At 71.0% G+C, this 13,105-nt stretch carries 12 protein-coding genes; 9 read left to right on the top strand and 3 right to left on the bottom strand.

Translation table 11 applies throughout. The features are described from left to right. Window positions 1–45 precede the first annotated feature (45 nt). The gene (locus ACYUED_RS41985) at window positions 46–858 is read left to right on the top strand and encodes an SAM-dependent methyltransferase (RefSeq protein WP_491289645.1); all 813 of its coding nucleotides are present in this window, start codon (window positions 46–48) and stop codon (window positions 856–858) included. Then, a complete protein-coding gene (locus ACYUED_RS41990) occupies window positions 855–2,990 on the top strand; it encodes a putative bifunctional diguanylate cyclase/phosphodiesterase (RefSeq protein WP_491289646.1) in 2,136 nt (711 codons plus the stop codon). Before ACYUED_RS41985 ends, ACYUED_RS41990 begins: the two co-directional genes overlap by 4 nt. A 13-nt stretch (window positions 2,991–3,003) precedes the next feature. On the opposite strand, the gene ACYUED_RS41995 is transcribed toward ACYUED_RS41990, so the two are convergent. Then, window positions 3,004–4,236 carry an outer membrane protein assembly factor BamB family protein gene (locus tag ACYUED_RS41995; protein WP_491289647.1) on the bottom strand — a complete coding sequence of 411 codons (1,233 nt, stop codon included), beginning with the start codon at window positions 4,234–4,236 and terminating at the stop codon, window positions 3,004–3,006. A gap of 42 nt (window positions 4,237–4,278) precedes the next feature. Next, window positions 4,279–5,166: a LysR family transcriptional regulator gene (locus tag ACYUED_RS42000; protein ID WP_491289648.1), complete on the bottom strand. Its 888-nt coding sequence runs from the start codon at window positions 5,164–5,166 to the stop codon at window positions 4,279–4,281. A gap of 120 nt (window positions 5,167–5,286) precedes the next feature. Here ACYUED_RS42000 and ACYUED_RS42005 point away from each other — a divergent pair, with 120 nt between their 5' ends. The 5 genes from ACYUED_RS42005 (at window position 5,287) to ACYUED_RS42025 (ending at window position 10,590) form a co-directional block, all read left to right on the top strand. Beyond that, window positions 5,287–5,958 (top strand): succinate dehydrogenase, encoded by a 672-nt coding sequence (locus tag ACYUED_RS42005; protein WP_491294683.1) that lies wholly within the window; start codon window positions 5,287–5,289, stop codon window positions 5,956–5,958. Window position 5,959: 1 nt separating this feature from the next. After that, window positions 5,960–7,909, top strand: coding sequence for a fumarate reductase/succinate dehydrogenase flavoprotein subunit (locus ACYUED_RS42010; RefSeq protein WP_491289649.1), 1,950 nt, complete (start codon window positions 5,960–5,962; stop codon window positions 7,907–7,909). After that, window positions 7,906–8,655 carry a succinate dehydrogenase/fumarate reductase iron-sulfur subunit gene (locus ACYUED_RS42015; RefSeq protein WP_491289650.1) on the top strand — a complete coding sequence of 250 codons (750 nt, stop codon included), beginning with the start codon at window positions 7,906–7,908 and terminating at the stop codon, window positions 8,653–8,655. The genes ACYUED_RS42010 and ACYUED_RS42015 overlap by 4 nt, the downstream gene beginning before the upstream one ends. A 358-nt stretch (window positions 8,656–9,013) precedes the next feature. Continuing rightward, entirely contained in the window at window positions 9,014–9,784 is a 771-nt protein-coding gene (locus tag ACYUED_RS42020) for a GNAT family N-acetyltransferase (protein ID WP_491289651.1), read from the top strand. After that, window positions 9,784–10,590: a lysophospholipid acyltransferase family protein gene (locus ACYUED_RS42025; RefSeq protein ID WP_491289652.1), complete on the top strand. Its 807-nt coding sequence runs from the start codon at window positions 9,784–9,786 to the stop codon at window positions 10,588–10,590. Before ACYUED_RS42020 ends, ACYUED_RS42025 begins: the two co-directional genes overlap by 1 nt. A 7-nt stretch (window positions 10,591–10,597) precedes the next feature. On the opposite strand, the gene ACYUED_RS42030 is transcribed toward ACYUED_RS42025, so the two are convergent. Continuing rightward, window positions 10,598–11,038, bottom strand: coding sequence for a hypothetical protein (locus ACYUED_RS42030; protein ID WP_491289653.1), 441 nt, complete (start codon window positions 11,036–11,038; stop codon window positions 10,598–10,600). A 257-nt stretch (window positions 11,039–11,295) separates the two neighbouring features. Between ACYUED_RS42030 and ACYUED_RS42035 the strand changes: the two genes are divergently transcribed. Both ACYUED_RS42035 and ACYUED_RS42040 read left to right on the top strand, forming a co-directional pair. Continuing rightward, window positions 11,296–12,471, top strand: coding sequence for an alanine--tRNA ligase-related protein (locus ACYUED_RS42035; protein ID WP_491289654.1), 1,176 nt, complete (start codon window positions 11,296–11,298; stop codon window positions 12,469–12,471). A 77-nt stretch (window positions 12,472–12,548) separates the two neighbouring features. Beyond that, the gene (locus ACYUED_RS42040) at window positions 12,549–13,097 is read left to right on the top strand and encodes a GNAT family N-acetyltransferase (RefSeq protein ID WP_491289655.1); all 549 of its coding nucleotides are present in this window, start codon (window positions 12,549–12,551) and stop codon (window positions 13,095–13,097) included. The last annotated feature ends 8 nt before the right edge of the window (window positions 13,098–13,105 follow it).

Raw genomic sequence — 13,105 nt, forward strand, 5'->3', positions numbered from 1 at the left:
TAGCCTCAGCTCGAACACCGGATCGCCAACGCCTTGGAGAGATAGATGGAGCGTCCCGCCTGGGCCCCACGAAGCATCGACATCTCGGTGCCCAGTGTCTCCCGCATCTACGACTACTACCTGGGCGGTTCGCACAACTTCGAGGTCGACCGGGACGCGGCCCGCAAGGCGATGGAGTTCATGCCGGGGCTCCCCAAGATCATGCAGGCGAACCGTGCCTTCATGCGCCGGGCCGTGCGCTTCGCCGTGGACGAGGGCATCGACCAGTTCCTGGACATCGGTTCGGGCATTCCCACCTTCGGCAACTCCCACGAGGTGGCCCAGGCGGCCCGGCCCGGCGCGCACGTCGTGTACGTCGACCACGACCCGGTCGCCGTCGCGCACAGCGAGGCGGTCCTCGCGGGCAACGAGGGCGCGGGCGTCGTCGCCGCCGACCTCCGCAAGCCCCAGGAGATCCTCGCCAGCGCGGAAGTGGAGCGACTGATCGACCTGAACCGGCCAGTGGCGCTCCTTCTCGTTGCCATACTGCACTTCGTGGAAGACGAGGACGACCCGTACGGGGCGGTGGCCGAACTGCGCGACGCGCTCGCGCCCGGCAGCCTGCTGATCCTCACCCATGCCTCGTACGAGGGAATCCCGCTCCCCGCCGAGCGGGCGGCGGGCACGGTGGACGTGTACAAGGACATTCGCAACCCGCTGATCATGCGTTCGCGCGACGACATCGCGCGGTTCTTCGAGGGGTACGACATGGTGGAACCGGGACTGGTGTCGATGCCGCACTGGCGGCCCGAGACGGCACCGGAGGACGAGGATCCTTATGCATTCTCCGGGTTCGTCGGCGTAGGGCGTACGGCGTGACCGCGGAACCGGACGGGCCGTTCGACAGACTGCGCAGGTTCGCGACGATCTGGAGCCGGGCGGTCTTCCCGGTGACTTCGACGTCGCTGACCCGGCCGGAGTTCGAGCAGCAACTCCTGCCGCTGGCCCGGCGGTTGAGTGAGGCGCTGCACACCCGGACGCTCGACGCGGACGAGGGCAGGGCGGTCGGCGCGGCCCTGGTCGGCGCGCACTGCACCGACCCGGAGGCGCTCACCCGCACCCTGGACTGCGTCGACGCCTACCTGGTGCTCTACTGCGGCGAGGGCGGCGACCGGGAGGAACTGCGGGCGCGTTCGGCGCGGTTGCAGCACGCCATGGCCGCGGGGTTCGCGCAGGCGCTGCGTGAACGGACGCTGGCCGAGCAGGAGGCGATCTCCGCGGCCGCCCTGAAGGCGCAGGGTCTGGTGGCGCAGGCGCTGCACGACACCGAGGCCCGCTTCCGCGCGGTCTTCGAGGGCGCGGCCATAGGAATCGGCATCGCCGACCTCGAAGGCAACGTCCTGCAGGTCAACGGCGCCCTGCTGCGTATGTTCGGCCTCAGCGACCAGATGATCCGCGGCCGCAGGGTCCAGGAGTGGACCCACCCCGAGGACGCGCCGCAGACCTGGACGCTCTACGACGAACTCGTCCGCGGCGAGCGCGAGCACTACCACCTCGAGAAGGCGTTCTACCGACCTGACGGCACGGTCCTGTGGACCAACCTGACGGTCTCCCTGCTGCGCGACGCGGACGGCACCCCGCAGTACCAGCTGGCCCTCATGGAGGACACCACCGAACGCCGGCTGCTCAATCTGCGGCTGCGCTACGAGGCCACCCACGACGCGCTCACCGGCCTGCCCAACCGCACCTTCTTCTTCGAGCGCCTGGAGAAGGCGCTGGGCGCGGGCAGCGGCCAGCGGTTCGGTCTGTGCTACCTCGACCTCGACGGCTTCAAGACCGTCAACGACAGCCTCGGCCACGCGGCCGGCGACCGGATGCTCGTCGAGGTCGCCGACCGGCTGCAGGCGTGCACGACCGCGCCCGGCGAGATGGTCGCCCGGCTCGGCGGCGACGAGTTCGTGGCGCTGACCACCGGCGCCGACACGCAGCACGAGGTCGACGAACTCGCCGCCCGCATCATGAACGCGCTGGTCACCCCGATCAGCGTCGACGGCCGTGACCTCACCGTGCGCGGCAGCATCGGCATCGTCGAGGGGCCGGCGGGGGAGCGCAGCCCGGCGGAGGTGCTGCGCAGCGCCGACATCACCATGTACCGGGCCAAGTCGGCGGGCGGCAACCGCTTCGAGCTCGCCGACGAGGAGGCCGACGCCCGCGCCATCACCCGGCACGGGCTGACCACCGCGCTGCCGACGGCGCTGGACCGGGGCGAGTTCTTCATCGAGTACCAGCCGCTGGTCCACCTCGGCGACGGCAGCGTGCGCGGCGCCGAGGCGCTGGTGCGCTGGCTGCACCCGCAGCACGGCGTCCTCGGCCCGGACCGCTTCATTCCGCTCGCCGAACACACCGGCCTGATCGTCCCGTTGGGCCGCTGGGTGCTGGAGCAGTCGGTGCGCCAGGCCCGCGAGTGGCGAGAACGGTACGACGATGCGGGCCCGCTCCGTATCAACGTCAACCTCTCGCCGTGCCAGCTCACCCACCCCGGCCTGGTCCAGGACACCGTCGACATCCTGGAGCGCGCGGGCGTCGCACCGGACGCGCTGTGCCTTGAGGTCACCGAGTCCGCCCTCATCGGCGCCGACGACGACCTGCTCAAGCCGCTGCGCCGGCTTGCCGAAATGGGCGTCGACATCGCCCTGGACGACTTCGGGACCGGCTACTCGAACCTGGCGAACCTGCGCCGCCTCCCGGTCAGCATCCTCAAGCTGGACCGCTCCTTCACCCAGAGCATGCAGCAGTTCCCTGCGGACCCCGTCGACCTCAAGATCGTCGAAGGGATCGTCTCCCTCGCCCACAGCCTGGACCTCGCGGTGACGGTGGAGGGCGTGGAGACCGGCGCCCAGGCAGATCAGTTGCGGATACTGGGCTGCGACACCGCGCAGGGCTGGTACTACGCCCGGCCGGGCCCACCGGACCGGCTGCACGAACTGGCGCTGGTGGACGCGACGGGCTGAGTCCCGCCCCGGTCTAGGGCAGCGGCAGTGAGCGCAGGGAACCGTGGGTACGGGCCATGACGACGACGTGGCCCGTGTCCCCGCCCGGCGCGACGACCAGGGGGTGTTCGCCGCCTCTGGTCTGCGAGTACGCCGCGGACATGCGGGGCGCGGCGGTTCCGGTCCCCTGCGGACCGGCGTGCAGGTCGATCGTGATCACGCGGCCCCGATTGGTGCGGTCGTTGCGGGGGGTGAAGGTCACGAACCGGCCGTCGGCCACGGTGGCGTCCGCCTCGGTGGCGTACGTGCTCCACAGTCTGCGGTCGTTCTCGAGGTCGTACGCGTTCCAGACGCCCGCGCTCGTGTCCTCGGCGCCGGCCTCGTACAGCACCAGGACCCCGTCGTCGGAGATCACCCCGTGTACGGGCTTGTCGGCCGTGTTCCTCGGGGTCGGCAGCGGCCTCAGGGTCGCCGGATCCAGGCGCCGCATGGGCGCGAAGGTGTCCCCGGCGGAGAACGGGCTGCCGGTGCAGACCAGGTAGTGGCCGCCGGTGACGAGGTGTGGGCAGTCGACGCCCGCGGGGCTGGTCGCCACGGTGTCGCCGGTGCGGGCGTCGCGGGCGGTGACCCGGGTGCCGTCGGCCGTGTAGACGCGGCCCCGGAAGGCGGCCAGGGGTTCGCCCGTGCTCCGGGCGACGGTCCGGTGCCACAGGGGCGTGCCGTCGGATGCGCGAACGGCGTCGAGGACGGCGGTGTCGGTGAAGGGATCCGGTGCATCGAGAGCGTAGACGACCCCGTCCGCAGCGCCGAGAGCGAAGTAGGCACGGCCGGCGGGCAGTTGATGGGTCCACGCCTGCGCACCCGTCCGCAGGTTCGCCGCGCGGAGCACACCCGCGACCCCGGTCACGGCCCGTTCGTCGGCCGCGTCGACGACCAGTCCGGCGCTCTTTCCGTGGTCGCCCGCGGGCACGGTCCAGGTGATACGGCCGCCGCTCCGCGAACGCCCCACGAATTGGCCGGAGTCGGTCGCGCACACCACCTGGTGCGCCGTCGCGCCGCAACTGCCGCGGGCCTCCTGGCCGGAGAGGGACGCCGTCCACGCGCGCCACGGGCCCGAGACGGACGTCGAGGTCGTCTCCACCGTCGGCCCGGAGCCGCCGGACGGCGACGAGACCGCCGGGCTCCTAGGTCCGCCGGACGCGGTGTTCCCCGCGCACCCCACCAGCCCCAGTAGTGCCGCGCCCACCGCAACGATGTGCCGTTTCATCCCTGCCCACCCCCGTGTAAGAGAACCCGATGCTACGACCGCTCAGCGCTCCAGCAGCATCCGCTGCAACTCCCGTGCCGCGCGAGGCGGGGCCACGTCGCTGCGGTGGGCCAGCGCGATCGTGCGGTGGAGACCGGGGCGGGCCAGCGCGGTGACCCGTAGGCCGCGCCCGGACCGTGTCGCGACCATGCGGGGTACGACGGCCACGCCGAGCCCCGCCCGCACGAAGCCCAGCACCGCGTCCATCTCACCGCCCTCCACCGCGAAGTCCGGCTCGAAGCCCTCGGCGCGGCATGCGGCCACGGTCAGTTCGCGCAGGTCGTAGCCGTGCCGGAACATCACCAGGCGCTCTCCCTCCAGGTCTGAGACGCGGACCGTGCGTCGGCCCGGACCGCCGGGCGCGGGCGCCTCCGGAGAGGACACCACCACCAGGTCCTCGCGCAGCAGCTCCACGGTCGTCAGCGCCGGGGAGGGCGTCGGCAGCGGCAGGACGACCAGGGCGAGGTCGAGGGCGCCGCGGGCGAGTTCCCGTACGAGATCGTGGGAGCCGCCCTCCTCGATCAGCAGCCGGACGCCCGGGTAGCGGTCGTGGAAGGCGCGCAGCACGTCCGGCAGCAGCCCGGTGCAGACACTGGGCGTCGCGCCCAGCCGGACCCGGCCGCTGCGCAGCTGCACCAGCTCCTGCACCTCGTGCCGGGCCGTGTCCGCGTCGGCCAGGATGCGGCGGGCCAGCGGCAGCAGCGCCTCGCCCGCGTCGGTGAGCGTGATGTTGCCGCGTGCCCGCAGGAACAGACCGGCCCCGAGTTCCCGCTCCAGTGCCTTGATCTGCTGGGAAAGGGACGGCTGCGCGACATGGACGAGCTCCGCGGCCCGGGTGAAGTGCCGGGTCTCCGCGACCGCAACGAAGTACTGGAGCTGCTGGAACTGCATGACTCGATGATAGCCACAGCCTATGGAATCAAGCCGGACCATGTCTTGGACCGATGAGGCTCCTCGGCCCTAGCGTCTTGAGTCATGGCTCTGGCAACGCGGACGGACCGACGGCCGTCGATGGCGCGCACGGTGTGGGACAGCTCCGTCGGGAAGAAGACGGTGATGGCCGTCAGCGGCGTGATCATGCTGCTGTACCTGGTCGCCCATGTGATCGGCAATCTGAAGATCTTCTTCGGGGCGGGCGAGTTCAACCACTACGCGCACTGGCTGCGCACCGTCGGCGAGCCCTTCATGCACTACGAGTGGACGCTGTGGCTGATCAGGGTGGTGCTGGTCGTCGCGGTCGTCGCGCACGCGGTCTCCGCGTACCAGCTCAGCCGCCGCGACATCAAGGCGCGGCCCCACAAGTACGTGCACAAGAAGGCGGGAGCGAGTTACGCGACGCGCACCATGCGCTGGGGCGGGATCATCCTCGGCCTGTTCATCGTGTGGCACATCCTCGACCTGACCACCGGCACCGTGCACCCGGGCGGCTTCCAGGAGGGCCACCCGTACCAGAACGTCGTGGACACCTTCTCCACCTGGTACGGCAACGTCATCTACATCGTCGCGATGCTCGCCCTCGGCCTGCACATCCGGCACGGCTTCTGGAGCGCGGCCCAGACCCTGGGCGTCGGCAGCCGCGCCCGCGACCGCGCCCTCAAGACCTCCGCAAACGTCCTCGCAGTGCTGCTCACGGCCGGCTTCATCGCCGTACCGGTGGGCGTCATGACCGGAGTGGTGAGCTGACATGACTTCTTATGCGGACTACGGGACCGGAGCGCCGGTCGTCGACGACAAGGCGCCCTCCGGCCCCGTCAACGAGCGCTGGGACAAGCGCCGTTTCGAGGCCAAGCTGGTCAACCCGGCCAACCGGCGCAAGCACAGGGTGATCGTGGTCGGCACCGGTCTCGCGGGCGGCTCCGCCGGCGCCACGCTCGCCGAACAGGGCTACCACGTCGTCCAGTTCTGCTACCAGGACTCCCCGCGCCGCGCCCACTCGATCGCCGCGCAGGGCGGCATCAACGCGGCGAAGAACTACCGCAACGACGGCGACTCCGTCCACCGGCTGTTCTACGACACCGTCAAGGGCGGCGACTTCCGGGCACGGGAGTCGAACGTGCACCGGCTCGCGCAGATCTCCGTCGAGATCATCGACCAGTGCGTGGCGCAGGGCGTGCCGTTCGCCCGTGAGTACGGCGGCCTCCTCGACACCCGGTCCTTCGGCGGCGTACAGGTCTCCCGGACCTTCTACGCCCGCGGGCAGACCGGCCAGCAGCTGCTGCTCGGCGCCTACCAGGCCCTGAGCAGGCAGATCGCCGCCGGCACCATCGAGATGCACCCGCGCACCGAGATGCTCGACCTGATCGTCGTCGACGGGAAGGCCCGCGGCATCGTGGCCCGGGACCTGGTCACCGGGAAGATCGACACGTACTTCGCGGACGCCGTCGTACTCGCCAGCGGCGGCTACGGCAACGTCTTCTACCTGTCGACGAACGCCATGAACTCCAACGCCACCGCGATCTGGCGGGCCCACCGGCGCGGCGCCTACTTCGCCAACCCCTGCTTCACCCAGATCCATCCGACCTGCATTCCGCGCACCGGCGACCACCAGTCAAAGCTCACCCTGATGAGCGAGTCGCTGCGCAACGACGGCCGGATCTGGGTCCCGAAGGCCAAGGGCGACGACCGGCCGCCGAACAGGATCCCCGAGGACGAGCGCGACTACTACCTGGAGCGCATCTACCCGTCCTTCGGCAACCTGGTCCCGCGCGACATCGCCTCCCGCGCCGCCAAGAACGTCTGCGACGAGGGCAGGGGCGTCGGCCCCGGCGGGCAGGGCGTGTACCTGGACTTCGCCGACGCCATCAAGCGGATGGGCCGCAAGGCCGTCGAGGAGAAGTACGGCAACCTCTTCGACATGTACGCGCGGATCACCGCCGAGGACCCGTACAGCGTCCCGATGCGGATCTACCCCGCCGTGCACTACACGATGGGCGGCCTGTGGGTCGACTACGACCTGCAGACCACCATCCCCGGCCTCTTCGCGGTCGGCGAGGCCAACTTCTCCGACCACGGCGCGAACCGCCTCGGCGCCTCCGCCCTGATGCAGGGCCTGGCCGACGGCTACTTCGTGCTGCCGGCCACCATCAACGACTACCTCGCCCGCAACCCGCACCACGAGCCGGTCACCGACCGACACCCGGTCGTGCAGGAGGTGTTGGCGGAGACCGAGGACCGCCTCCACCTGCTCCTGTCCGTCGACGGCGACCGCACCCCCGACTCCTTCCACCGAGAAGTCGGCGAACTCATGTGGGAGTTCTGCGGCATGGCCCGTACGGACTCCGGTCTGCGCAAGGCCCTGGAGCGCATCCCGCAGATCCGTGAGGAGTTCTGGCGGCGTATCAAGGTGCCCGGCACCGGTGAGGAGTTCAACCAGTCGCTGGAGAAGGCCAACCGCGTCGTCGACTACCTCGAACTCGCCGAGCTCATGTGCCTCGACGCACTGCACCGCGCCGAGTCCTGCGGCGGCCACTTCCGCGAGGAGTCCCAGACCCCGGACGGCGAAGCGGCCCGCAGGGACGACGAGTTCGGCTACGCGGCGGCCTGGGAGTTCACGGGCACGGGCGAGGCCCCGACCCTGCACAAGGAAGACCTGGTCTTCGAGTACGTCCACCCCACTCAGCGGAGCTACGCATGAAGCTCACCCTGCGCGTCTGGCGGCAGCAGAACGCCGGCACCGACGGCGCCATGTCCACGTACGAGGTGGACGGCATCTCCTCCGACATGTCGTTCCTGGAGATGCTCGACACCCTCAACGAGGAGCTCATCCTCAAGGGCGAGGACCCGGTCGCCTTCGACCACGACTGCCGCGAGGGCATCTGCGGCGCGTGCAGTCTGGTGATCAACGGTGACGCGCACGGTCCCGAGCGCACCACCACCTGCCAGCTGCACATGCGGTCATTCAAGGACGGCGACACGATCGACATCGAGCCGTGGCGGGCCTCCGCCTTCCCGGTGATCAAGGATCTCGTCGTCGACCGCTCGGCCTTCGACCGCATCATCCAGTCCGGCGGCTACATCACCGCCCCGACCGGCGCCGCACCGGAGGCGCACGCCGCCCCCGTACCGAAACCGGACGCCGACTTCGCGTTCGAGCACGCCGAGTGCATCGGCTGCGGGGCATGCGTGGCGGCCTGCCCGAACGGGGCGGCGATGCTCTTCACCTCCGCCAAGATCAACCATCTCAACGTGCTGCCGCAGGGCGCGCCCGAGCGTGAGACGAGGGTGCTCGACATGGTGGCGCAGATGGACGAGGAGGGCTTCGGCGGCTGCACGTTGACCGGGGAGTGCGCCACCGCCTGCCCGAAGGGCATCCCGCTGGTGTCCATCACGAGCATGAACAAGGAATGGCTGCGGGCCACGCGGAAGGCGGCCAAGCGGTAGCGGAGCGTTCGCCGGCCGGTGCGGACGGGCGGGGCCGGGAGTGGTGCTCCCCGGCCCCGTCTCGCATGTGTGGGGTCGGTAGTGTCCGTGGACGGGAGACCTCGTCCTGGAGCGGGCTCGGCGAGATCGAGGCCCGCGGATGGCTGGAGCGCTGCGAACCGGTGAAATGACGGACACCTTTTGACCGTTCGGGCCATGGCCAAGGCCTCGGCCCGAGCCGTTCAACAACCTCACACCCGTTCTCTCTGCGCCGGACACGTCAAGGTCGGTCGGCATCGGAAGAACAGGGGCGGCGGACCGCATGACACCGCTCGGCCGCCCCCGTCTCGCCGCCCCGGCCCGTGACCAGGAGAGAGCCATGACCGGCGTATCCACGCTCGACCGTCCCCCGCAGCCCACGGCACCCACCCGCTACACCGTTTCCCTCGCCCGTGACGAGGCCGACGTGCGTGCCGCACAGCGGCTGCGGCACGACGTCTTCGCCGGAGAGATGGGCGCCCTGCTGGCCACCCCGCAGCCGGGCCACGACATCGACTCCTTCGACGCCTACTGCGACCACCTGCTCGTACGCGAGGAGGTGACGGGGCAGGTCGTCGGCACCTACCGGCTGCTGCCGCCGGAGCGCGCCGCCGTCGCGGGACGGCTGTACTCCGAGAGCGAGTTCGACCTGACCGCGCTCGACACGATCCGGCCCGGCCTGGTCGAGGTCGGCCGCTCCTGCGTCCACCCCGACCACCGGGACGGCGCCGTCATCGGCCTCATCTGGGCCGGAATCGCCCGCTACATGGTGGACCGTGGCCACGAGTGGCTGGCCGGCTGCTGCTCCGTCCCGCTCGGCGACGGTGGCGCCCTCGCCTCCGCGACCTGGGAGCGGGTGCGGGGCAAGTACCTGGCCCCGGAGGAGTACCGGGTGCAGCCGCTGCTGCCCTGGGTCCCGAACGCCGCCGCCCCGGCCGCCCCCGCCGAACTGCCCGCCCTGCTGCGCGGCTACCTCCGCCTCGGTGCATGGGTGTGCGGACAGCCCGCCCACGACCCGGACTTCGGGGTCGCCGACCTGTACGTGCTGCTGTCGATGCGCCGGGTCAACCAGCGCTATCTGCGGCACTTCCTCTCGCTCGTGCCGTCCTGATGAGCGTCTGGCTGCCCAGTGCGCCCTGCACCCCGGGGGCGTGCATCGAGCCGACGGGGTCCGTCACGGCCGTACCGCGCGCCGTGCTGCGGATGGCGGCAGTCGTGGTCCTGGTGCTCGCCGGGGTCGTGCTGTCGCCGATCGGCGGGCGCATCCCCGCCGAGCTGGTGAGGCGGTGGAGCGCGTGGGTCGTACGGGCCGCGGGGGTCCGGATCCGCATCACCGGCGCCGCCGCGCCCACCGGCGGACTGCTCCTGGTCGCCAACCACATCTCCTGGCTGGACATCCCGCTGCTCGCCGCCGTCCGCCCGGCCCGCATGCTCGCCAAGGCCGAGATCCGGCACTGGCCCGTGGCGGGACCGGTCGCCGCGCGCGCGGCCCTGTTCATCGACCGCGACCGGCTGCGCGCCCTGCCGGACACGGTCGCCCGGATCGCGGACGAGCTGCGCGACGGGGGAGCGGTCGCCGTCTTCCCCGAGGGCAGCACCTGGTGCGGACGCGCCCAGGGCGACTTCCGCCGGGCCGTCTTCCAGTCCGCCCTCGACGCGGACGTTCCCGTCCAGCCGGTCCGTCTGCAGTACCGGATCGCCGGGGGCACGGCCAGCACGGCGCCCGCCTTCATCGGCAACGACTCGCTGCTGGCCTCGGTATGGCGGGTGGTGACGGCGCGGAGACTGGTGGCCGAGGTCGACGTACAACAGCCCATCGCACCGGGCAGCCACGACGACCGGCGCTCACTCGCCCGCGCGGCACAGCCCGCCGCCACGGCTCAACCGGGTTGGATCCACACGGCGTTGGTGGTCTAGCGATTCCTTATCTCCCGGCCTCGCCCGGGTCAGGTGGCCGATCCGACGCCCAGGTCCGGGACGGCGACATCGACCGGCTGCCGGCATCGGCGGCGTGGGTGTCGGCCGGGGCGCCGGAGGAGCCGTACGACGTGCCGCTCGGCCATGCGCTGCCGATGATGCCCGAAGACTCGACGGCCGCCTCCAGGGCGGCAGTGATGTCCGTGCCCGGCCACAGGTGGGTGAGCAACAGCCGTGCGGCGCCCGCCTGTTGGGCATTCCGGCCGGCCTGCCTCGCGGTCGGCGGGCAGGGCGCGTCGGCGGCCGGCATCTGGTGTAGGCAGGTGGTATCCGGCAGGAGCAGGTCGGCGCGCAGCAGCCGTATTCCGTCGCCCTCGACGAGACAGCCGCCGCACGCCAGGACCGCCGAGGGCCACGCCCCGCAGCCGCCCAGAACCGTCAGTCGCATGCGCCGGAACCCTGGTCCCCGAAAACCCGGCGACGGGCCGGCGGCTCCCTGTTAGCGTGGCTTCCATGAAGGTCAGGACCTGTTGCAGGCACACCGCAGCCGCGCGAGCGACCAGCTCGCCGGCTGCCGACGCCTGACCTCTCCCCCTCTCCCCGGCGGCCGGAAACGGACCGCCGGGATGTGCTTCCCCTCTGCGCAGGTTCGCAGTCTGCTCCCGCGGTGCGGTTTCCGGTCCCATGACCCGAAGGAACCCCGCCATGAACACCGACGAGACGGTACGGACGTTCACCGACTTCTACCGGGAGCGCGGCCACCACCTCATCACCGGCAGCACCCTGCTGCCGCCGCCCTCGGACCCGGTGCTGTTCACCACCTCCGGCATGCACCCCCTCACCCCCCACCTCCAGGGGCGCCCGCACCCCCGGGGGCGGCGCCTGATCAACGTCCAGCGCTGCCTGCGCACCACCGACCTCGACGAGATCGGCGACCTCACCCACCTCACCGTCTTCGAGATGCTCGGCTCCTGGTCCCTGGGCGATTACGGCCATTCGCAGAGCCTGCGGTGGGGATACGAGCTGCTGCGCGACGGGTTCGGCATCCCGCGGGAGCGGCTGTACGTCACGGTCTTCGGCGGTGACGGCCGGCTCGGCCCGGACACCGAATCGCTGCGCACCTGGCAGGAGTTGGGCCTGCCCGTGGAGCCGACCGACGACGAGAACTGGTGGTCCAACGGGCCCGTCGGACCCTGCGGCCCCGACTCCGAGATCTTCGTCTGGACCGGCAACCCCGACACTCCACCACAAGGCACCCCCACCACCGACCCGCGATGGGTGGAGATCTGGAACCACGTCAGCATGCGCTACCGCCGTCACGAGGACGGCAGCCTCGAACCCCAGCGGCAGCCCACCGTCGACACGGGCATGGGCCTGGAACGGCTGACGACCGTCCTGCAGGGACACCGCTCGGTCTACGAGACGGACCTGTTCGAACCGTGGATGCGACGGCTTCCGCCGCTGTGGCGGCTGGACGGGCCGTCGATGCGACTGGTCTGCGACCACCTGCGCTCAAGCATCGTCGTACTCGGCGACGGCGTCCGCCCGTCCAACACCGGCCGCGGCTATGTCCTGCGCCGCCTGATCCGCCGCCTGCTCACCACACTGCGGCGCGAGAACCCCTCGCACACCCTGACCGACCTGCCCGTGGAACTGGTCGGGCACACGCTGGACCACTTCCGCCAGCCCTGCGGGTCCGGCACGGTCCGCGAGCTGCTCCTGGACGAGGAACAGCGGTTCACCAAGCTCCTCGAACGCGGTCAACGGGTGCTCTCCCGGTCGGAGTTCGGCGGCCCCCTCAGCGAGGAGGACTACCGGTACCTCCACGACACCCACGGCCTGCCCCGAGATCTGGTCGCCGGTCTGCTCACCACCGACTGACGCTCGTTCCGGCTCTCCGGCTCCCCGCACTCGGGAGCCGGAACGCCCCGGAACGACCCGGTGACTAGGCTTGCCTCATGCCCGATCGTGATCACGTTGACGTCGACCTGGTTCACCTGCGCCCGATCGCGGAGGAGGATCTCGATCTGTTCGAGCGTCTTCACGAGGACCGGGCGGAGGCCGGGGAGTCCGGCTTCTTCGGCTACCGCAACCCGGGGCAGCTTCGCCGGCAGTGGGTGGAGCACGGCTTCCTCTCCGCTCAGGGCGGACGGCTCGCCATCGCCGGGGGCGACGATCGGTTCGTCGGGGAGGTGCAGTGGCACGAGGTGCTGCAGGGCCCGGCATCACCCTGCTGGAACGTCGGCGTCTCCCTGCTGACCGCCGAGCGCGGCAAGGGCTACGGCAAGCACGCTCAACGTCTGCTCGTCGAGTACCTGTTCGCCCACACCCGGGTCAACCGTGTCGAGGCGAGCACCGAGGTGACGAACATCGCCGAGCAGCGTGCCCTGGAATGGGCGGGCTTCACCCGCGAGGGCACGCTGCGCGGCGCCTGTTTCCGTGCCGGCGCCTGGCGCGACATGGTCATGTACTCGATTCTGCGCGCCGAGGTCGCCGCGCAGCCATGAGCCCGGAG

The organism is Streptomyces sp. DF42, assembly GCF_058267695.1.